Genomic DNA, 19,310 nt, shown 5'->3' with positions numbered 1-19,310 from the left:
GGGGTTTTGGTATTGTTGATTTAAATTCACCCTCCTCTGCAATCAAAAAATGATACAATGAAATTAATCCCTGAAAAAAAGGGGAAGATGCCGTGGAAAAAAGGGAAATCGTAGTGGAATTTTGCATCTCCAATTTGGTCAGTGGCTCCTTATCGGCATATTATCAACTGAAAAACCATAAACATCCATACATAAAAGTCAAAGCGGAGCGGTGTTTGGGCTACTGCGGCCGCTGTGGAAGTTCGTTTTTCGCCTTGATCGATTACAAGCCGGTTGAAGCGGACACCCCTGAGGAACTGTATGAAGAGATTGTCCGCGAACTTTCAAATTATCTGGAATAAAGCAGCAATATGGATAAACCGATGAGGATGAGTGCGACCAAAAAAGAGCCCGTCTGCACGGTACGCAGTCCCGCATCGCGCCTGGACATTGCCTTTTCATCCGGTTGCGTTGCGAATTCATGCTCGCGGCCGATACGGTTGAATTTTTTGAAAGCCTTGGCAAAGTTATGAAAAAAACCGCCACGGATTACAAAAATAGATGCGGAAATAGTGAGAAACAATAGTCCGAATAGAAATAAATGGTTACTCCATGCCAGCTTGTTTTTCGGGGCAATGACCAGGGTGATGATGAAAAAGATGGCCATAACCGCTGTCATGTAGCGGACGATGGCTTTTTTTTGTGTCATTTTTGCTCCTCCATCTGTCGGATCTTTTTGTATATTATGTGAAACGTTAATGCTTTTATTTCTATTATTAAGTTATTGTCTTTTCTATTACAACTAATTAATTTATAATGTGAAAGTCAATAATACGATAGCGAGGCGATAAGGGAATTATCTGAAAAGTACTGAATTAACTGTAAAGGAGGGTTTAATTTGATCAGTAAGAAATGGAAAAGCATTGTTGGAGTTGCCGCCTCGATCAGTTTAGCGCTAACCGGTTGCTCTTTTCAACAAAACGGAGCTTCCGGCAGTGAACAATTGAGCAAGGATCAGATACTCCGCATTGCTGATACCGGTGATATTCCCATCCTGGACAGTGCGCGGGCTACTGACGTTTCGTCGATGAACATCCTCAATAACATTCAGGAAGGGCTGATGCGCGAGGGTCAGGACAATCAGCCTGAAAATGGAATTGCCACGAATTATGAAGTGAGCCCCGATAAAAAAACCTATACTTTCCATCTTCGGGACGATGCGAACTGGAGTGACGGTCAGCCGGTGACAGCGGATGATTTCCGATATGCCTGGCTTCGCGCACTTGACCCGAAAACAGCTTCCCAATATGCGTATGCCCTCTACCCCATCAAAAACGCTCAAAAATATAATGAGGGGAAAGCAAGCGCTTCGCAAGTAGGGATCAAAGTTTTGGACAAACATACGCTTGAGGTCACGCTGGAAAAGCCGATGCTCAATTTTATCAGCATGATCACAATGACGGTATACCTGCCGCAGCGTCAGGATATTGTGGAAAAATACGGATCGGAATACGGGACCGAAGTGGACAAGATGGTATTTGACGGCCCGTTTGTTGTGGAGAGTTGGACTCCGCAGAAATTGGTCTTGCAGAGAAATGACAATTATTGGGACAGCAACAGCGTCAGCCTGAAAACGGTGGAAATCAACATCATTAAGGATTTGGCCACCGGAATCAACATGTACAACGCCGGACAGCTTGACATTGTACCGCTCAATGACGCATTTGTCGATGCCTATAAACAAACGCCGGATTTTGTCAGTGTCAAACAGGCAGGCGTTTACTATATTCTATTAAACCAAAAAAATCCATTTTTCAAAAATGACAAAATACGGAAAGCGATCACCCTGGCGCTTGACCGCGACCAGATTGCCAACCGTATTCTCAAAGACGGATCGAGCCCGGCCGGTTCACTGGTTCCGCCTTCGATGAAAGGCGAGGCGAACAAATCTTTCCGCGCCGGCGGCGAAGTAGTGGGAACCAATGTGGCACAAGCGCAAAAACTGTTTAAAGAAGGTTTGCAAGAATTGGGGCTCAGCCAGCCGCCAAGAAATATTGTGATGATTGGATATGATACGACGGCCAGACGGAATGTGGCGGTCAATATCAAAGAACAGCTGCGGCAAACACTGGGCTGGGATATCAATTTGGATTCCCCGACATGGAAAGTGCACCTGCAACGGGCGGAGACGGGCAATTATGATATGATGATGCTCGGTTGGAGTGCGGATTATGATGATCCCATGCAATTCTTTGAGATTTTCGAAAGCAACAACCCGATGAACTACTCCCATTTCTCCAACGCCCAATATGATCAATTGGTGGAAAAGGCGAAGCAGGAAACGGATGAACACCAAGAGTATCAGGATCTGAGCCAGGCGGAGAAGATCCTGGTCGGGACTGACGGGGAAGGACAGGCCGCTTTCATTCCCCTCTTCTACGGTGGCAAATCCTATATTCAGAAACCGTATGTGAAAGATGTTTACCGTCATCCGTTTGGCGCCGAATACAGCCTGAAGTGGGGTTATATTACCAACAAAAAATAGTAAAACACAAATGGGGACCTGGTCAGGTCTCCATTTTTTATTAGCAGAGTTTCATGTCAATTATCAAAACATAACCCTTTACAAATCGTTGAATTATGGGTTAAATATAAATATGCGGCTAAAATTTGATAAGTATTGAAGAGTAAATTGTCTGAAATGAGGCAATTACGTTGCGATAAACAGAAGAGGAGCGGAGGAGAGCATGGAAGAGCTTGATAAGCGGAATGTTGAAGCCGAATTGTTTATAAGATTTAGATCATACTTCCTAAAGATGGGTTTACGACCATTTTTTGGTCTAAACTATAAATTATTTTAACTTTGAAAAAAGGGGGCAATCGGATGAACAAGAGGTTCAAACTATCCTCCTTGTTCGCACTCCTCCTCGTAACCGCATTGGCCTTATCTGGTTGTAATACATTCAGCGGTACGAGCGGCGGCGGAGGCAAACAAGTGCTCAATCTCGTTGAATTGCAAGAACCGCCCAATCTGGATAGCGCGAAGTCCACGGACACAGTTTCAGCTACATTGCTGAACAATATCATGGAGGGTCTTTATCGCGTCGGTAAAGACGGAAACCCGGTGCTTGGCATTGCCGCGGCCGCCCCGCAGGTAAGCCCGGACAAAAAAACGTATACCTTTAAACTCCGCGATGCAAAATGGAGTGACGGCAAACCGGTAACGGCCCACGACTTCGAGTACGCTTGGAAGCGGGCGCTTGACCCGAAAACGGCATCAGAGTATGCCTACATCCTCTATCCTGTGAAAAACGCTGAAGCGTTTAACATGGGCAAAGCAAAAGCTGACGATGTCGGGGTGAAAGCACTTGACGACAAAACGCTGCAAGTGACGTTGGAACAGCCGATCCCGTACTTCCTGGATCTGTTGACCTTCCCGACCTATTTGCCGCAGCGCCAGGACATTGTGGAAAAATTCGGGGAAAAATACGCGCTCGAAGCGAAAAATATGGTTTACGATGGTCCGTTTGTCCTGACTTCCTGGGTGCACAACCAAAGCTTCAGTGTGAAAAAGAACGACAATTATTGGGATAAAAATACGGTCAAACTGCAACAGGTAAATTGGCAGATTGTCAAGGACGGCGGAACCCAGATCAACTTGTACAACACGGGTAAACTGGATTTCACCTATCTGCCGACTGAATTTACCGCCAAGTACAAAAACAACAAAGATGTTTTCAACATCAAGGAATCTTCATCCTGGTATCTGGAAATGAACCAAACCGAAAAGCTGTTCCAAAACCCGAAAATCCGGGAAGCGATCGGCTTGGCCATTGATAAGAAAACGCTGACTGACAAAGTGGAGCAAAACGGTTCGATTCCGGCCGGCGGCATTGTTCCTCCATCCATCAAAGCCAGCGGTTTCGATGATAAGAAAAAATATCGTGAAGTCAATCAGGACAAAGTGCAGTATGATCCGGCAAAAGCGAAACAGCTCTGGCAAGAAGGTCTGAAAGAATTGGGCATGACTCAGGATCAAGTGCCACCGATTCACATTTTGGGTGACGATACGACCGGGGCGAAAAAAGACTTGGCCTATCTCCAAGACCAACTGCAGCGCAACCTGGGCGCCAAAATCGTCATCGACTCGGTACCCTTCAAAGAACGCTTGGAGAGAGGAAAACATCAGCAATTCGATCTCCTTTATTCCGGTTGGAACGCAGACTATAACGATCCGATGACCTTCTTGGATCTTTTCACGTCGGATAACAGCTTTAACCGCGGAAAATGGAGCAATAAAGAATTTGACGAATTAATCGCAAAATCGAAGCAAAATCCGGATTTTAAACAACGTTTCAATGATTTGACCAAAGCAGAACAAATCTTGATCAATGACCACGGTATTGTACCGCTTTACTACAGAACCCGACTGGGTCTGAAACAACCGAAAATCAAAGACTGGTACTGGAATTCAATCGGATTTGAATACAGCCTCAAGTGGACTTACATCGAAGAATAAGCCGTGTGTATTTGATGAAGGTATGTGTCGGTTGCGACATATACCTTCATCCTTGCTTTTTTCCGTCATTAAGAAAGGAGTGAATCAAGGTGCTGAAATATACGCTAAGCCGGCTGGGCTATATGGTGGTTACCTTATGGGTAATCGTAACAATAACCTTTTTTCTCATGCATTTATTGCCCGGTACCCCGCTGAAAAATGAAGAGAAGCTCCCGCCGGAGATCAGAGAACAAATTATCGCTTCCTATGGCTTGGATAAACCGCTGATGGTCCAGTACGGACTGTTTTTGGAAAAGTTGGTTCAGGGTGATTTGGGCAATTCCATGAATCTGGACGGCCGTTCGGTAACAGATTTGATCTTGCAAGGCTTCCCGGCCTCGGCCTTGATCGGGATTCAAGGCGTTATTTTTGGGGTGATCATCGGGTTGGCACTCGGGATTATTGCCGCCCTGAGGCGTGGAACCTGGGTGGATAACCTTTCAACCGTCATCGCCATCGCCGGTGTTTCGGTTCCCAGCTTTGTCGCCGCCGGATTGCTCTCTTTTTGGGTTGGCGTGAAATGGGGCATTTTGCCGGTGGCCGGATGGGAGTCCTGGGAGTATTCCATTTTGCCATCATTAGCTCTTTCCTTCTTTGTCATTTCACAGATGGCTCGTTATGTTCGTTCGGAAATGGTCGAAGTGTTGGATCAAGATTATATGAAAACGGCCAAGGCGAAAGGATTGAAGCGCTCAGCGATCGTTGTCCGCCATGCCATGCGAAATGCGCTGATTCCGGCGATTACGGTACTGGGGCCGCTGACCATTAACATCATTACCGGGTCGGTTGTGGTCGAACAGATCTTCAACATCCCGGGGGATGGGAAATATTTTGTGGATTCGATTACCACTAACGACTACACGATGATTATGGGGATCACGATTTTCTATGCAATCCTGTTTATTGTCGCCATCTTCCTGGTTGACTTGCTTTACGGAGTGATTGACCCGAGAATTCGCATTGCCAGTGCAAAGGAGTGAGACACAGATGAGCGCAAACGCAGCAAAAGAATTGTCGCCGGAGCTGTTTGAGCCGGTAGCCAGTGAAGCTGGGGCGGAGGAGCGAATCCTGCGGGAGCGGATGGGCTTCTGGAAAGATGCGTGGCGTCGCTTTCGCACCAATCCGGGAGCGATGGCCGGCCTGATTGTTCTAGCACTCATTGTTTTTTTTGCTATTTTTGGCCCGATGATGAATAAGTATGACGACCATACAAATAATTTGACGATCTCCAATCAGGAGCATATAGGTGACCATTATTTCGGTACGGACAACTTGGGCCGGGACCTGTGGCAGCGTACTTGGCACGGGGCGCAAGTCTCCCTGCTCATCGCACTGTTGGCTGCCTTGATTGACTTGTGCATCGGGGTGACGATCGGCAGTATCTCCGGTTATTTCGGGGGCAGGGTCGATGATATTTTGCAACGGATTATTGAGATCTTGTATTCCATTCCCAACCTGATTGTCGTTACCTTGATGTTGTTGGTTTTCGATCCGGGAATAGTACCGATTGCGGTGGCGCTGTCGATCACCGGGTGGGTTCCGATGGCCCGTGTGGTGCGCGCACAGATCATGAAGCTGAAGTCACAGGAGTATGTGTTGGCAGCCCGCACACTGGGAGCCGGACATCGCCGCATACTGTTCAAGCACCTGATTCCCAATGTGATGGGGCCGATTATCGTGGCAGTAACATTTGCCATTCCGTCGGCGATCTTCTTTGAAGCGTTCTTGAGCATGATCGGCCTGGGAATTCGTCCGCCGCAAGCCAGTCTGGGATCGCTGGTGTTTGATGGTTATAACTATCTGCAGATTTACCCATACCAATTGTTTTATCCGGCCGCGATTCTCTGTTTGATCATGCTGGCCTTCAACCTGGTCGGAGATGGTCTGAGAGATGCACTTGATCCGCGGATGCGCAAATAGGGGGTGAATGAGGATGAGCAAATTGTTGGAAGTGCGTGATCTGCACGTTTCCTTTAAGACGTATAACGGCGAAGTAAAAGCGGTGCGCGGTGTCACTTTTGATCTTGAGAAGGGGGAAACATTGGCCATCGTCGGGGAGTCCGGTTGCGGCAAAAGCGTAACCTCGCAGACGATTATGCGCCTGATTCCCAATCCGCCGGGCTTTATCAAAGAAGGGGAAATTTTGTTTGAAGGAGACGATTTGGCCAAGGCGACAGAAAAACAGATGGAAAAAATTCGCGGGAAAGAGATCGCGATGATTTTTCAGGACCCGATGACTTCGCTCAATCCGACCATGACGGTAGGGGCACAAATCATCGAAGGACTGGTCAGACACCAAAAAATGAGCAAAGCCGAAGCAAGGAACAAAGCGATTGAAATGTTGCGCCTTGTCGGCATTCCCAGCCCGGAATCAAGGCTTGCGCAATATCCTCACCAGTTTTCCGGAGGGATGAGGCAGCGGGCGATGATCGCGATCGCGCTGGCCTGTCAGCCGAAAATTTTGATCGCTGACGAACCGACGACGGCGCTCGATGTGACCATCCAAGCGCAAATTATTGACTTGATGAAAGAGTTGCAGAAAAAGACGGGAACTGCGATTATTTTGATCACACACGATTTGGGTGTCGTGGCCGATATCGCTGACCGGGTTGTCGTCATGTATGCGGGCATTGTGATTGAAACAGGAAAACTGGACGAAATTTTTTATAACCCGCGCCATCCGTATACATGGGGATTGTTGGGTTCGATGCCACGTCTCGATTTGAGAAGCGACCAGGAGCTGCTCCCGATTCCGGGATCGCCCCCTGACTTGATTTCACCCCCGAAGGGATGCCCGTTTGCGGCTCGCTGCAAATATGCCATGAAAATTTGTAAGGAACAAATGCCGGAGCGGACCGATATTTCTTCGACGCATCAAGTTGCCTGCTGGCTTGAGCACCCGATGGCGCCGGATGTGAAGCCGCCTGTGGCAGCAGTAGGGGGGACGAAAGATGAGTAAAACCGAAACACAGGACAAAGAAGTGATCCTCTCCGTCAAAAACCTGAAAAAACACTTTGTTGTCGGCGGAGGACAAGTTGTTCAAGCGGTTGACGGAGTTACCTTTGATGTTTACCGTGGCGAAACGCTCGGTCTGGTAGGGGAATCGGGTTGCGGCAAATCAACCATCGGGCGCACGTTGATCCGGTTGTACGGTGTGACTGACGGTTCAGTCGAGTTTAAAGGAAAAAATGTTCATGAGTTAAAAGGTCAGGAGTTAAGAGCATTTAACCGCCAGATGCAGATGATTTTCCAGGATCCCTATGCCTCCCTCAATCCGCGCATGACGGTGATGGATATCATCGCGGAAGGAATTGACATTCACGGGTTGGCCAGTGGAGAGGAGCGCCGCAAACGCGTGATCGAACTGCTCAAAGTGGTCGGGCTGAACGAAGAACATGCCGATCGCTTTCCTCACGAGTTCAGTGGAGGGCAGCGGCAACGGATTGGCATCGCCCGCGCGCTGGCAGTGGAACCGGAGTTTATCATAGCCGATGAACCGATTTCCGCTCTGGACGTCTCCATTCAGGCACAAGTAGTGAACTTGATGAAAAAATTGCAAAAAGAACAAGGACTGACCTACTTGTTTATTGCCCATGATTTATCCATGGTGAAATATATTTCCGACCGGGTAGGCGTGATGTATCTCGGAAATCTGGTGGAATTGGCGGGCAGTGACGAACTGTATGAGAATCCGCTTCATCCCTACACCGAAGCACTTCTTTCCGCCGTGCCGATTCCCGATCCGAAAACGGCGAAAACGCGGGAACGCATCATTCTTGAAGGAGATGTCCCAAGCCCGATCAATCCGCCAAGCGGTTGCCGTTTCCGCACCCGTTGCCCCAAAGCGATGGAGATTTGTGCGAAAGAGATCCCGCAGTGGAAAGAAGCACAGCCCAACCACTTTGTGGCATGCCATCTTTATAACGAATAATCATCTGAGAAGGGATCATTCTCTGCGCGATGTCGAAAGGGAATTATCCCTTCTCTTATAAAATTCCTCAAAAAGGGGGACGCAGGATGCAGGCTTTTATTTGCAACACTTGCGGGACTCAATATCCGCCAACAACTGAACCGCCCGCAAGATGTGCAATCTGTGACGAGGAGCGCCAATATGTCCATCCTGACGGGCAAACCTGGACCACTTTGGAGATGATGCGAAAAAGCGGACGATATCACAACGAGATCATCCACGATGAAGAAGGTTTGTACAGCATTACGACCAACCCCCGATTTGCCATCGGGCAAACGACCTATCTCGTGCAAAATCAAGGTTTTAATGTTCTCTGGGATTGCATTGCTTACCTGGATGAAAAAACGGTGGCAGAAGTGAAGAAATTGGGTGGCGTTCAGGCGATTGCCCTGTCTCATCCCCATTACTATTCGACAATGGTGGAGTGGGCTGAAACGTTCGACGCTCCGATCTATATCCATACAGATGATAAAGAATGGGTGATGCGCCCCAGCGATTATATCCAATTCTGGACAGGGGAATCTTTGCAGCTGTCAGAAGGGATGACTCTTCATCGTCTTGGCGGGCATTTCAAGGGAGGCGCTGTTCTTCATTGGGAGACTGGCAATGCCGGAAAAGGAATCCTGCTTACCGGGGACATAATTACAGTGGTTGCCGACCGCCAATGGGTCAGCTTTATGTACAGCTTCCCCAATCTGATCCCCCTTCCGGCCCGAAAAGTGGCAGAGATAGCGGAGAAAGTGGCCGGTCTGAAGTTTGACCGTATATACAATGCGTTCCATCGCGTTGTTCTCCGGAACGCCAATCAATCCGTGCAAAAATCGGCGGAAAGATACATCGCAGCGCTGGAAGGAAGATTGTTTTCAACTTGATGAGATAAAAAACATCCCATCCGGGCCGGGAATTATCCGGCGGATGGGATGTTTGTATGTACAGGGGATTCTTCCCGGGCTTGGCCCGTAATTTTCAGATAGAAATGGGCTTTTGCCGCATTGTAATAAGGAATCAGCCAAAAAAAGCCGATAAAACCAAAGGGGACAATACTGCATAAAAGAAACCATCCCAGGAAAGTGAGTTGCAGCACAAATAATTTTGCTTTGTGCCCGTCCATGATTTCCCGGCTTTTGGTAATTGCTTCATTTACCGTATATTCCGGATGATCCAGCAAGATGAAATAGGTCATGGAGTAGGAATAGCTCTTGATGATCCCTGGAATAACGAAAAGTAATGTCCATAAAAAAGTATAGATGGCAGTGAGCAGGCTTGCGCCAACACTTTTCAGATAAAGGCCGCTTTTAAATTGCGAAAACAGATCGCCCAATTCGGCGTGTTGGCCGCGAACCTTTTTTAATATGAATAAGGTATAGCCGATCGTGATGGTGCCGGACATAAAAATACCCCAGAAAGGGATATAACTGAGAGGTCCGACCAAAATCAGAAACAGAAGGGTCACTCCTGCAGCAGAGCCCCAGGTTCCGCGCAAGGACTCGCGGGCGTATCGCCGAAGAGCAGCGTAATTCAAAAACATCACTTCCTTTATGTCGATTTATATTCAACATTATAAAGATAAGTCTATTAAATTGAAACATTTATATTTGGAATTTTTATTAACAATTTTTAACCAATAAAAAATCCCTCTTCCATCTTCGGAAAAGGGATGATCAGGATTAAAGCACCTGTTCCACTTCACGGACCTCCGGAATTTCTTCCATCAAGGCCCGTTCAATGCCGGCTTTCAATGTGATCGTCGAACTGGGGCAACTTCCGCATGCACCGAGCAGGCGGACACGAACGATGCCGTCTTCGACTTCAACCAATTCCACATCGCCGCCGTCACGTTGAATGTAAGGACGCAATTTATCTAATACTTCTTGTACGCGTTCTTGTACAGACATGCTGAGAACCCCTTTCTTTTTACAGGGTAGAAATCCTTATCAAAAGGAAGTAAAAGCAGGAAGTCAAGTTCATTGTAGGTTTTTTTATCGAAAAAATCAATGGTTATTTCCCGGAGAGCGGGTTGCCAGCGATTTTACCTTTAATTTGGAAACAAAAATTGCTAAGATGAATTTGGTGCTTTTCTTCAGCCTGTTTGACTATCTTGTCAAAGGAGAATAAGCGATGAAAAATAGATACGAAGATGTTAAGGAATTGATTGGGAACACCCCGTTGGTGCGAATTCAGCGCATGGGCATTCCGGAACAGGTAGAGCTGTATGCGAAATTAGAATACTTTAATCCCGGCGGAAGCGTGAAGGACCGTTTGGGAATCGCTTTGATTGAGGAAGGGGTGCGCACCGGGAAATTGAAACCGGGCGGAACCATCATTGAGCCGACAGCAGGCAATACGGGAATCGGCTTGGCCATGGCTGCTGTCGGAACGGAATACAAAACGATTTTTGTTGTTCCGGAGAAGTTTTCTGAAGAAAAGCAGGAATTGATGCGCGCTTTGGGAGCAAAGGTAATCAATACGCCGACGGAAGAAGGAATGAAAGGCGCGATCAAAAAGGCGCTGGAATTGGAACAAGAAATTCCGGGAGCATGGTGCCCCCAACAATTCAGCAATCCGGCCAATCCCCGGGCCCATTACCAAAGCACGGGACCGGAAATTTGGGAACAGACGGACGGGAAGATTGACATCTTTATTGCCGGTGCGGGTTCAGCCGGAACATTTATGGGGGCGGCACGTTATCTCAAAGAGAAAAACCCGCAGTTGAGAGCGGTCATTGTCGAACCGGAAGGATCAATTATCGCAGGAGGAGAGCCGGGTCCGCATAAAACCGAAGGAATCGGCATGGAGCTTTTTCCCGAGTATTTCGATCGACAATTAATAGATGAGGTGTATACTGTAAAAGATGAAGATGCGTTTGCGCTGGTGAAAGAATTGGCGCGAAAGGAAGGCTTGCTTGTCGGAAGTTCGTCCGGCGCTGCCTGCTATGCTGCGCTCAAAGAGGCGGAAAAAGCGGAACCGGGAACCAGAATCGCGGTCATTTTCCCCGACAGCAGTGAACGCTATCTGAGCAAAAAAATTTACCAAGGCGGTGTATGATACAATGAAAATCGATACCAAACTGATTCACGGGGGCACTTTTGGCGATCCGCATACAGGTGCCGTCAGTGTTCCGATCTACCAAGTTTCCACTTATAAACAAAAACGCGTGGGTGAACACGCGGGCTACGAATACTCCCGGACGGGCAATCCAACCCGGGCCGCGCTTGAACAATTGATGGCCGAACTGGAAAACGGTGCGCGCGGATTGGCGTTTTCATCGGGAATGGCGGCTATTTCCACTGTTCTTTCCCTCTTTCATCAAGGAGATCACCTCGTCGTCGGAGATGATGTTTACGGTGGAACGTTCCGCGTTTTGACCCGCGTCTTTAACCGGATGGGGCTGGAAGCCACCTTTGTTGACACCAGCAATTTGGAAGCGATTGAAGCGGCGATCCGTCCGGAAACAAAAGCAGTCTATATGGAAACCCCGAGCAATCCGCTGCTCAAAGTAAGCGACATTACCGCGATCTCCGGCATTTGCCGGCAAAATGGGCTCCTTTTGATTGTGGATAACACCTTTTTAACCCCTTATTGGCAAAATCCGCTTGAATTGGGAGCCGATATCGTTGTGCACAGCGCGACCAAATATCTCGGCGGTCACAGCGATGTTGTGGCGGGCATCGCTGTCACCAAAGAGGAGAGCCTTGGCGAGGAGATCCATTTTCTGCAAAACTCGATCGGCGGGGTTTTGGGTCCGCAAGATTCCTGGCTGTTGATCCGGGGAATCCGCACACTGGGGCTGCGCATGAAACAGCATGAGGCGAATGCCCGCAGGATTGCGGAATGGCTGGCTGATCATGAGCGTGTGAAGAAAGTGTATTATCCCGGGCTTGCCACCCATCCCGGCCATGAGATTGCCGCTAAACAGGCCAGAGGATTTGGCGGAATGATTTCGTTTGACGTGGGCAGTGCTGAACTGGCAGAGCAAGTGTTGGAGAGAACCAAACTCTTCACCCTCGCAGAAAGTTTGGGAGCCGTGGAAAGTTTGATTTCGGTTCCCGCCCGCATGACCCACGCTTCTATTCCGGTTGAGAAAAGAGAGAGGCTGGGAATTACGGATGGGTTGATCCGCATTTCCGTCGGGGTGGAAGATATAGAGGACCTGCTGACCGACCTGGATCAAGCTTTAAGCTGATGTCAGGAGGGGAAGAAACATGAAACCGATCGAAGTGCTTGTTTACGGTGCGAAGGAGTTGTGCGCAAGCTGTGTCAATCTCCCGTCTTCCCGCGAAACGGCCACCTGGCTGCGGGCGGCACTGGGACGCAAGTACGGTGAGCAAGTGAGTGTCCGCTATATCGACATCTTTAACCCGCAAACCGAAGAAGAAGCAGCATTTTCCCGCAAAGTGATCGATGAGGATCTGTGGTATCCGGTGGTCGTGATCGCTGAACAGATAGTGGCTGAAGGAAATCCCAAACTGAAAGAGATTGTCCGCATCATCGAAGAGCGGGGTGCGGTGCAGATCGGATCATAAATGATAAAAGGCTTCCGCATTATGCCGGAGCCTTTTTGTTTTTTTGAAGAAAAAAAGAACCTCTTTTTTTGCGATTGGGCAAAATAAAAGAGTCGATGTATAATGGCTATGTAGATCAGTTAGGCCAATAATGGAGTGAAGATAGATGTTCCCGTTGGTGGAATTTTGTCTTAACAATTTGACGGATGATGTTTTGGAAATTAAAAAGAAACTGGAAGCCGATCCGGAAATTGATGTGCTTGAATACGGTTGCCTCGGCAACTGCGGAATTTGTGCAAGCGGACCTTATGCCTTGGTCAACGGGGAACTGATTACCGGGGATACGGCTGAGGAATTGCTGAAAAACATTTACAAGGCAATTGAGGAAACGGAAGTTCGCTTTTAACATCAATTATAAATGAAGAAAGCATCCGGGATTGAGCCGGATGCTTTTTTTGCCTGCAAAAGTCCCCAAAACAGGAGATCAGCCGGTGCATTGCTTTCTTACTCATAGATTTTAATTGGGTTATAGAAAGTATCCCGTTCCACAGGCGTGCGGTTCGCCCCTTTGATCAGCCAGATGAGTTCGTCTTTGGTAAGAGCCTGCTGGGTTAATGCTCCGGCTGCGTGACTGATTCGCTCTTCTACAAGGGTGCCGTGCAGGTCGGATGCCCCGAACTGGGTGGCAAGCTGCGCCAGTTGGGTGCCGATATTGATAAAATATGCCTTGATGTGCGGGAAGTTATCCATCATCAACCGGCTGACGGCAATGGTGCGCATATCATCCATCGCGGACGTGCGCCGTTTGATCGATGCGTTTACATTGCGCGGCTGCATGGCCAACGGAATAAAGACCAAAAATCCATTCGTCTCATCCTGCAATTCACGCAGGCGAATCATATGAATCAGGCGCTCTTCCAGGGTCTCGATCGAGCCGTAGAGCATCGTGCAGTGCGTTTTTAGCCCCAGCTGGTGGGCGATGCGATGAACTTCCAGATATTGATCTGTGCTCGCTTTATCCGGGCTCATTTTCAGCCGGTAACGTTCGGTCAGAATCTCGGCGCCGCCACCCGTGAGAGATTCCACACCGGCAGCCATCAACTCTTTCAAAACCTCTTCAATGGAGAGGCCGGAGAGGCGGGAAAAAAATTCGATTTCCGCAGCGGTATAAGCTTTGATCGTAATATGGGGGTAATGTTTCTTTAAGATGGATACCGTATTCAGATAGTAATCAAAAGGAACGGTGTGGTTATGACCACCCACGATGTGAAACTCGCGCATTCCCTCACTGTAGCGCTTTTCTACATACTCCAGGAGCTCTTCCGGCGACATGGTGTAAGCTCCTTCTTCGTCCGGGTCGCGACGGAACGCACAAAAGGCGCACTTGGCTTCACATACGTTTGTCGGATTGATGTACAGATTTTGGATAAAATAAACGCGATCCCCGTTTTTTCGCTGGTTGACAAGATTGGCCAGCTGGGCGACAGTCAGCAAATCCGGTGTATTGTACAGGGTTAAACCGTCTTCCAGCGTAAGGCGCTCCCCGTTTTGAACCTTTTCCACGATCGGTTCCAGAGCGTGGTCAGTGATGGTGGAAAGTAACATCATAAGTTCCTCCTCTCCACGATGTGGAGATTTTTATGTTTTGGGCCGGTTTTGCCCAGGTATCATTCAAGCGATTTAGCTTTGGTTTGTGCTTATTGAGAAAAATTCGATACTCTAAATAAAAGTTGCCATGATCTATTTCATCATATCACAAAACGAAGTTAATAGAAAACGGCACGAGAGCTCTGTCGAATCCAACACCTGCCGGGGTGCCACCTTTTTCTGTCAAGCTTCGGGGATGGGCGACGGCGTTTTGCTCTCCGGATTTGCCGGATTTCAACGTATAAAGGAGATTGATGGGAAAACGCATCCCATCATTTTACAAAAATAATTTTGGTTTTCGTAAATTGTCAAGAGCTTGGAAGACAGGTTGTCTAAAAAATAGGTTTACTTGAAAAATTTGTAAAAATACCATCTTTCATTTTCACCTTTGTCATTGTATACTGAAAATAGTAAGCAAATTCGAACAAATGTGCTTAACTTTAGAGAAAAACAAACCAAGGGTCAAGTTTTGAGGAAAGGGAGGAGTTGTGGATGAACTGGTTTCGTTCGTTGGAGGACAAGATCGAGGCGGTTCGGAAGCGGATGGAGGAAACTGCACTTCGCTTGGGGATCAGTCATCCGAAGGTCTATCAGCTGAGTCGTGAATTGGATCTGCTGCACAACCAATGGGAACAGGAAAATGCCAGGTCGGAGAAGAATAAGAGCAATGTTTATCCCTTGCGCACCCACACACGGCCGGATGAATCGGGCAAAAACCTCAATATGTTTAAAGCGATCTGAATGTTCGCCGCGTTTGCTCGGTTGTATCGGCAACGGATTCCCTTGTATACTAAGAATGAAGGAGGGGATCGCCGATGATCACATTGACGAAGCAAGCAGCGTTAAAGGTAAGGGAAATGCTTGCGGAGCAGGAAAATCCGGAGAAACTGTATCTTCGTGTCGGTGTACAGCATGGAGGGTGCAGCGGTTTTTCATACAGCATGGGTTTTGATGAAGATAAGCATGTAAATGATGTCGAATTGGAATTTGATGGTGTGCGCACCTTGATTGATAAAGAGAATGAACCCTACCTCAAAGGAACGATCATTGACTACAAAGAGTCACTGATGGGCGGTGGTTTCAGCATTGAAAATCCCAATGCTGTCGCTACTTGCGGCTGTGGATCTTCTTTCCGGACGGCAACTGATGCCGGAAAACCAAGTGATTGCTGATTGCATGGGCCAACACCCGTCTCACGTTTACAAAGAGGCGGGTTTTTTATTTAAATTTCTATTTCCGAAACCATCTCGACATCGGAAAAACCGCAGGCGGGACAGAACAGATGGTGGGGACAGCGATGGGTGGCGACATCGATCCATCCGTCGGTCATCTTCAAGTCATCAATGGGACGGTACGGGCTGTAATCGCCCAGCAGGTCGCTGAAGCGCCCGTAATCCATCAAGGGAGTCGTGCATTTGGGGCATAAAATGGACAGTGCCGAAAAACCGTTGCAAACGGGGCAGGCATAAGAAATTTTCCGCATGACTTCTCTTCAACCTCCTGTGTTTAACCTGCCACTGCTCCGGTGTTTTCATGCAGCGATGAAATGCACAACCAAATTAAAAGGTCCCCGGCCTAAGCGGATGGGGACTCTTTTCATTGTTACAGTTTGAGATTGGAACTGTGTCCGGGTTGAAGGCGGGCATCCGGGTCAATATATTGTTTTGCGTTATTTACCGCAGTGGGGGCTTCGCCGAAACCGACGGCGATCAATTTGACTTTCCCCGGATAAGTGGCAATGTCGCCGGCTGCGTAAATGCCGGGGATGTTGGTTTCCATCCGGGAATTTACCTTAATGGCTCCTTTTTCAATCTCCAACCCCCATTCGACAATCGGGCCCAATGACGAGATGAAACCAAAACTGACGATCACGGCATCGACGGCCAATTCTTCCCGTACACCGGATTTCTTGTCGACGATCGTCACTTGTTCAATCCGGCCCTTGCCGTGAAGAGATTCAATTTCTCTGGGAGTGATGATGCGGACGCGGGATTGTTTCATCAATTCTACACTGTGTTCATGGGCGCGGAATTTATCCCGGCGGTGGATCACCGTCACACTTTTGGCAATCGGTTCCAGCATGAGGGCCCAGTCGACGGCTGAATCACCTCCACCCGCGATCAAAACGTCTTTGCCCGCGAAGGTTTGTTTATCCTTCACGAAATAAAACAAATTGCTTTGTTCATATTGTTCTGAACCGGGTACGTTGAGCTTGCGGGGTTCAAAGGCCCCGTTACCCGCTGTGATGATCACTGATTTCGCCAGATGGACTTGTTTTTGCGTGACAATCTCAAACAGGCGTTCCTCTTTTTTATTAATTTGCAGTACTTTTTCATCCAGGCAGTAAATCGGGTTAAAATGGTTGGCCTGTTCGATCAGGTTATTGACCAGATCTTGCGCTAAAATCTTGGGAAAACCGGCAACATCATATATATATTTTTCCGGATAAAGCGCAGAGAGCTGGCCGCCGAGTTGCGGCAAACTTTCAATCACCTTGACCGATGATTGGCGCATTCCGGCATAAAAAGCAGCAAAAATACCTGTCGGTCCTCCGCCGATCACGGCAATATCCGTGATTGAAGACGGATTTTGAGCGATGTTTGTCATGATGCCACCTCCAGAAAATTCTTAAAAGATAAACTTGATTTTATGTTGATATTTTATATATTACCTTATGTGTATAAAAAATCCCAATCAAATTGCTGGAATTCAATCTAACTCTATTCGATCTTGGGGCACTCTGCAAACACAGACCGATGTTCCTGCCTTCCTCCATCACCCGTTTTTTGAAATAACTTCTAGCTTCACGGCGGATACAGGCAAAAGAAGTGGATAAAATGTGAACAAAGAAAAGGACTTGCCAAAAGTTCGTGAAAATCATATCATAATCATTGGTATCATTCAATAAGAGCGAAGGTGCTTGGTTCCCCCAGATTGTGATAAAGTAATCAATATTAGTTAGATGGATGTGATCAGCGATGAGTGTACCAAAAGTCGTTATTCTGGGCGCGGGATACGGCGGATTGATGACCGCCAAAGGGCTGGCCAAGGAACTGGGTTACAATGAAGCCGAAATTACACTGGTCAACGAAAATAAGTATCACTACATTACGACCAAATTGCACGAACCGGCAGCAGGTACAGCCCATCCAGATCATGCCCGCGTCTCGATTCCGTCGGTAATCAACACGAAGCGGATTAACTTTATTCAAGACCGTGTATCAGCGATCAAGCTGAATGAACAGGAAGTTCAGCTTGAAAACGGTGAGCCTCTCAAATACGATTATCTCGTCATCGGTTTGGGAAGTGCGCCGGAAACGTTCGGGATCAAAGGGCTTCTTGAAAATGCCTTCTTTATCCGCAACATCAATTCCGTGCGCCAGATCCGCGAACATATGGAGTATATGTTCTCCCGCTACGCAAGCGAGAAAAAAGAAGAATTGATTACCATCGTGGTCGGCGGTGCCGGATTTACCGGGATCGAATATGTAGGTGAACTGGTTGACCGCATGCCTGAACTCTGCCACGACTATGATGTTCCGATGGAAAAAGTGCGGATCGTGAACGTCGAAGCAGCCCCGACGGTTCTTCCGGGCTTTGACAAAGAGCTTGTCGATTATGCCGTCAAGTATTTGGAAGGAAAAGGGGTTGAGTTCCTGGTCAATACGCCGATTGAGGAGTGTACAAAAGAGGGGGTTATCCTCAAAGGCGGTCAGGAAATTAAAGCTGCTACCGTTGTCTGGACCGGTGGGGTTCGGGGCAACAAACTGGTTGAAGAATCGGGGATTGAAACCATGCGGGGCCGTGTGAAAGTGGATGAGCAACTGCGCGCACCCGGATACGAAAATGTCTTCATCCTCGGTGACAGCTCTTTGGTGTTTAACGGTGAAAGACCTTATCCGCCAACGGCACAAATTTCGACACAACAAGGCCAATATCTCGGCAAACAATTAGCGAAAGTGATTCGCGGCGGACAGATTACAGAGCCGTTTGTTTACAAGCCGAAAGGTACAGTTGCTTCTTTGGGAAGAAGAGAAGCGATTGGTGTTGTCGGAAACAAAAAAATGACCGGCGGTTCCGCTGCCTTCATGAAAAAAGTGATCGACTTGCGCTGGCTGTTCCTGCTCGGCGGCGTCGGCCTTGCATTGCGCAAAGGAAAACTGTAAGAGATCAGTCTGCTCCAGCTTGAGCGTTGTCTGGCCGGACCTTGATGGAGGGCCAGGCAGCGTCCGCGCGGACATCCGTCAATAAAGGGAATGGTTCTTCCCGGCCTGACTCCTGTTTCAGGATTTTGTCAACAAACAGGGACTCTTCTGATGAAGGGTCTTTTTGTTTTTGAAAGGAAACCGGATTAATTCTATATAATGACGCGTATCACCCTTTTGTTACCGCTTTCATTGCTCTGCAGCACTTTTTATGCCTGATTTAGGGATTTTTATTTCTTGATAAAATACTATATAATTTTCAGAAAATATATTTTTATAGGAGGCGGTTATATGAAACTGCAAACAATGACCTGTTCTTACTGTGAAGGTGCAGGATATATCGATTTGGTTCTCGGCGGATCAGAAACCTGCTATGCTTGTAACGGAACGGGCCAGGCAAAGAAAAGCGCAAAAGATAAAACACAATGTAACAAAAATTCATAATTTT

At 47.8% G+C, this 19,310-nt stretch carries 22 protein-coding genes; 16 read left to right on the top strand and 6 right to left on the bottom strand.

Going from position 1 to position 19,310, the window contains the following annotated elements; all coding sequences use genetic code 11:
• Positions 1 to 92 precede the first annotated feature (92 nt).
• A complete protein-coding gene (locus tag I8U19_RS12585; protein WP_033099481.1) occupies positions 93 to 341 on the top strand; it encodes a YuzB family protein in 249 nt (82 codons plus the stop codon).
• Here the strand turns inward: I8U19_RS12585 and I8U19_RS12580 are convergent.
• On the bottom strand, positions 329 to 688 hold the full coding sequence (locus I8U19_RS12580) for a DUF3899 domain-containing protein (RefSeq protein WP_033099480.1): 360 nt from the start codon (positions 686 to 688) through the stop codon (positions 329 to 331). The genes I8U19_RS12585 and I8U19_RS12580 overlap by 13 nt on opposite strands.
• A 189-nt stretch (positions 689 to 877) precedes the next feature.
• On the opposite strand from I8U19_RS12580, the gene I8U19_RS12575 reads away from it, so the two are divergent.
• The 7 genes from I8U19_RS12575 (at position 878) to I8U19_RS12545 (ending at position 9,380) form a co-directional block, all read left to right on the top strand.
• The gene (locus tag I8U19_RS12575; RefSeq protein ID WP_198056051.1) at positions 878 to 2,524 is read left to right on the top strand and encodes a peptide ABC transporter substrate-binding protein; all 1,647 of its coding nucleotides are present in this window, start codon (positions 878 to 880) and stop codon (positions 2,522 to 2,524) included.
• Between the two features lie 339 nt (positions 2,525 to 2,863).
• A complete protein-coding gene (locus tag I8U19_RS12570; RefSeq protein ID WP_198056050.1) occupies positions 2,864 to 4,498 on the top strand; it encodes a peptide ABC transporter substrate-binding protein in 1,635 nt (544 codons plus the stop codon).
• An 89-nt stretch (positions 4,499 to 4,587) separates the two neighbouring features.
• On the top strand, positions 4,588 to 5,517 hold the full coding sequence (locus I8U19_RS12565) for an ABC transporter permease (RefSeq protein WP_198056049.1): 930 nt from the start codon (positions 4,588 to 4,590) through the stop codon (positions 5,515 to 5,517).
• 7 nt (positions 5,518 to 5,524) lie between these two features.
• On the top strand, positions 5,525 to 6,457 hold the full coding sequence (locus I8U19_RS12560) for an ABC transporter permease (protein WP_198056048.1): 933 nt from the start codon (positions 5,525 to 5,527) through the stop codon (positions 6,455 to 6,457).
• Between the two features lie 13 nt (positions 6,458 to 6,470).
• A complete protein-coding gene (locus I8U19_RS12555; RefSeq protein ID WP_198056047.1) occupies positions 6,471 to 7,496 on the top strand; it encodes an ABC transporter ATP-binding protein in 1,026 nt (341 codons plus the stop codon).
• Positions 7,489 to 8,469: an ABC transporter ATP-binding protein gene (locus I8U19_RS12550; RefSeq protein WP_033099475.1), complete on the top strand. Its 981-nt coding sequence runs from the start codon at positions 7,489 to 7,491 to the stop codon at positions 8,467 to 8,469. The genes I8U19_RS12555 and I8U19_RS12550 overlap by 8 nt, the downstream gene beginning before the upstream one ends.
• An 86-nt stretch (positions 8,470 to 8,555) precedes the next feature.
• The gene (locus I8U19_RS12545; protein WP_033099474.1) at positions 8,556 to 9,380 is read left to right on the top strand and encodes an MBL fold metallo-hydrolase; all 825 of its coding nucleotides are present in this window, start codon (positions 8,556 to 8,558) and stop codon (positions 9,378 to 9,380) included.
• Positions 9,381 to 9,412: 32 nt separating this feature from the next.
• Here I8U19_RS12545 and I8U19_RS12540 read toward each other — a convergent pair whose 3' ends face one another.
• Positions 9,413 to 10,030 carry a DUF975 family protein gene (locus I8U19_RS12540; protein WP_232331070.1) on the bottom strand — a complete coding sequence of 206 codons (618 nt, stop codon included), beginning with the start codon at positions 10,028 to 10,030 and terminating at the stop codon, positions 9,413 to 9,415.
• Positions 10,031 to 10,175: 145 nt separating this feature from the next.
• Positions 10,176 to 10,403 carry a NifU family protein gene (locus tag I8U19_RS12535; protein WP_033099472.1) on the bottom strand — a complete coding sequence of 76 codons (228 nt, stop codon included), beginning with the start codon at positions 10,401 to 10,403 and terminating at the stop codon, positions 10,176 to 10,178.
• A 223-nt stretch (positions 10,404 to 10,626) separates the two neighbouring features.
• Here I8U19_RS12535 and cysK point away from each other — a divergent pair, with 223 nt between their 5' ends.
• The 4 genes from cysK to I8U19_RS12515 all read left to right on the top strand — a co-directional run bounded on the left by cysK (position 10,627) and on the right by I8U19_RS12515 (position 13,416).
• The gene (gene cysK, locus I8U19_RS12530) at positions 10,627 to 11,553 is read left to right on the top strand and encodes a cysteine synthase A (protein ID WP_198056045.1); all 927 of its coding nucleotides are present in this window, start codon (positions 10,627 to 10,629) and stop codon (positions 11,551 to 11,553) included.
• A 4-nt stretch (positions 11,554 to 11,557) separates the two neighbouring features.
• On the top strand, positions 11,558 to 12,691 hold the full coding sequence (locus tag I8U19_RS12525) for a bifunctional cystathionine gamma-lyase/homocysteine desulfhydrase (protein WP_033099470.1): 1,134 nt from the start codon (positions 11,558 to 11,560) through the stop codon (positions 12,689 to 12,691).
• A 19-nt stretch (positions 12,692 to 12,710) separates the two neighbouring features.
• Positions 12,711 to 13,031 (top strand): YuzD family protein, encoded by a 321-nt coding sequence (locus I8U19_RS12520; RefSeq protein WP_198056044.1) that lies wholly within the window; start codon positions 12,711 to 12,713, stop codon positions 13,029 to 13,031.
• A gap of 145 nt (positions 13,032 to 13,176) precedes the next feature.
• A complete protein-coding gene (locus I8U19_RS12515) occupies positions 13,177 to 13,416 on the top strand; it encodes a DUF1450 domain-containing protein (protein ID WP_033099468.1) in 240 nt (79 codons plus the stop codon).
• A gap of 98 nt (positions 13,417 to 13,514) precedes the next feature.
• On the opposite strand, the gene mqnE is transcribed toward I8U19_RS12515, so the two are convergent.
• Positions 13,515 to 14,615 (bottom strand): aminofutalosine synthase MqnE, encoded by a 1,101-nt coding sequence (mqnE, locus tag I8U19_RS12510; protein WP_033099467.1) that lies wholly within the window; start codon positions 14,613 to 14,615, stop codon positions 13,515 to 13,517.
• Between the two features lie 534 nt (positions 14,616 to 15,149).
• Here mqnE and I8U19_RS12505 point away from each other — a divergent pair.
• Together I8U19_RS12505 and I8U19_RS12500 are read left to right on the top strand one after the other, a co-directional pair.
• A complete protein-coding gene (locus I8U19_RS12505) occupies positions 15,150 to 15,398 on the top strand; it encodes an aspartyl-phosphate phosphatase Spo0E family protein (RefSeq protein ID WP_198056043.1) in 249 nt (82 codons plus the stop codon).
• A 74-nt stretch (positions 15,399 to 15,472) separates the two neighbouring features.
• Complete coding sequence (locus tag I8U19_RS12500; RefSeq protein ID WP_033099464.1) at positions 15,473 to 15,829, top strand: HesB/IscA family protein; 357 nt, start codon at positions 15,473 to 15,475, stop codon at positions 15,827 to 15,829.
• A 50-nt stretch (positions 15,830 to 15,879) separates the two neighbouring features.
• On the opposite strand, the gene I8U19_RS12495 is transcribed toward I8U19_RS12500, so the two are convergent.
• Together I8U19_RS12495 and I8U19_RS12490 are read right to left on the bottom strand one after the other, a co-directional pair.
• Entirely contained in the window at positions 15,880 to 16,140 is a 261-nt protein-coding gene (locus I8U19_RS12495) for a hypothetical protein (protein ID WP_232331071.1), read from the bottom strand.
• A 119-nt stretch (positions 16,141 to 16,259) separates the two neighbouring features.
• Positions 16,260 to 17,264, bottom strand: a complete 1,005-nt coding sequence (locus I8U19_RS12490) for an NAD(P)/FAD-dependent oxidoreductase (protein WP_033099463.1) — start codon at positions 17,262 to 17,264, stop codon at positions 16,260 to 16,262.
• A gap of 371 nt (positions 17,265 to 17,635) precedes the next feature.
• Between I8U19_RS12490 and I8U19_RS12485 the strand changes: the two genes are divergently transcribed.
• Together I8U19_RS12485 and I8U19_RS12480 are read left to right on the top strand one after the other, a co-directional pair.
• Positions 17,636 to 18,823, top strand: a complete 1,188-nt coding sequence (locus I8U19_RS12485; RefSeq protein WP_033099462.1) for an NAD(P)/FAD-dependent oxidoreductase — start codon at positions 17,636 to 17,638, stop codon at positions 18,821 to 18,823.
• A gap of 330 nt (positions 18,824 to 19,153) precedes the next feature.
• On the top strand, positions 19,154 to 19,306 hold the full coding sequence (locus I8U19_RS12480) for a YuiA family protein (RefSeq protein ID WP_198056042.1): 153 nt from the start codon (positions 19,154 to 19,156) through the stop codon (positions 19,304 to 19,306).
• The last annotated feature ends 4 nt before the right edge of the window (positions 19,307 to 19,310 follow it).

It is taken from the genome of Thermoactinomyces sp. CICC 10523, from assembly GCF_016055105.1.
GTDB classification, from domain to species: domain Bacteria; phylum Bacillota; class Bacilli; order Thermoactinomycetales; family Thermoactinomycetaceae; genus Thermoactinomyces_A; species Thermoactinomyces_A daqus.
The sequence above is the reverse complement of the archived record's forward strand: the minus strand, read 5'-3'. Positions and strand labels throughout refer to the sequence as shown.

Excerpts from the sequence above, each read along its gene's own strand:
- I8U19_RS12580 (WP_033099480.1), bottom strand. The coding sequence starts at position 688 with ATGACACAAAAAAAAGCCATCGTCCGCTACATGACAGCGGTTATGGCC.
- I8U19_RS12570 (WP_198056050.1), top strand. The coding sequence starts at position 2,864 with ATGAACAAGAGGTTCAAACTATCCTCCTTGTTCGCACTCCTCCTCGTA.
- I8U19_RS12560 (WP_198056048.1), top strand. The coding sequence starts at position 5,525 with ATGAGCGCAAACGCAGCAAAAGAATTGTCGCCGGAGCTGTTTGAGCCG.
- I8U19_RS12555 (WP_198056047.1), top strand. The coding sequence starts at position 6,471 with ATGAGCAAATTGTTGGAAGTGCGTGATCTGCACGTTTCCTTTAAGACG.
- I8U19_RS12550 (WP_033099475.1), top strand. The coding sequence starts at position 7,489 with ATGAGTAAAACCGAAACACAGGACAAAGAAGTGATCCTCTCCGTCAAA.
- I8U19_RS12545 (WP_033099474.1), top strand. The coding sequence starts at position 8,556 with ATGCAGGCTTTTATTTGCAACACTTGCGGGACTCAATATCCGCCAACA.
- I8U19_RS12535 (WP_033099472.1), bottom strand. The coding sequence starts at position 10,403 with ATGTCTGTACAAGAACGCGTACAAGAAGTATTAGATAAATTGCGTCCT.
- cysK (WP_198056045.1), top strand. The coding sequence starts at position 10,627 with ATGAAAAATAGATACGAAGATGTTAAGGAATTGATTGGGAACACCCCG.
- I8U19_RS12525 (WP_033099470.1), top strand. The coding sequence starts at position 11,558 with ATGAAAATCGATACCAAACTGATTCACGGGGGCACTTTTGGCGATCCG.
- I8U19_RS12520 (WP_198056044.1), top strand. The coding sequence starts at position 12,711 with ATGAAACCGATCGAAGTGCTTGTTTACGGTGCGAAGGAGTTGTGCGCA.
- I8U19_RS12515 (WP_033099468.1), top strand. The coding sequence starts at position 13,177 with ATGTTCCCGTTGGTGGAATTTTGTCTTAACAATTTGACGGATGATGTT.
- mqnE (WP_033099467.1), bottom strand. The coding sequence starts at position 14,615 with ATGTTACTTTCCACCATCACTGACCACGCTCTGGAACCGATCGTGGAA.
- I8U19_RS12505 (WP_198056043.1), top strand. The coding sequence starts at position 15,150 with ATGAACTGGTTTCGTTCGTTGGAGGACAAGATCGAGGCGGTTCGGAAG.
- I8U19_RS12500 (WP_033099464.1), top strand. The coding sequence starts at position 15,473 with ATGATCACATTGACGAAGCAAGCAGCGTTAAAGGTAAGGGAAATGCTT.
- I8U19_RS12495 (WP_232331071.1), bottom strand. The coding sequence starts at position 16,140 with ATGCGGAAAATTTCTTATGCCTGCCCCGTTTGCAACGGTTTTTCGGCA.
- I8U19_RS12490 (WP_033099463.1), bottom strand. The coding sequence starts at position 17,264 with ATGACAAACATCGCTCAAAATCCGTCTTCAATCACGGATATTGCCGTG.
- I8U19_RS12485 (WP_033099462.1), top strand. The coding sequence starts at position 17,636 with ATGAGTGTACCAAAAGTCGTTATTCTGGGCGCGGGATACGGCGGATTG.
- I8U19_RS12480 (WP_198056042.1), top strand. The coding sequence starts at position 19,154 with ATGAAACTGCAAACAATGACCTGTTCTTACTGTGAAGGTGCAGGATAT.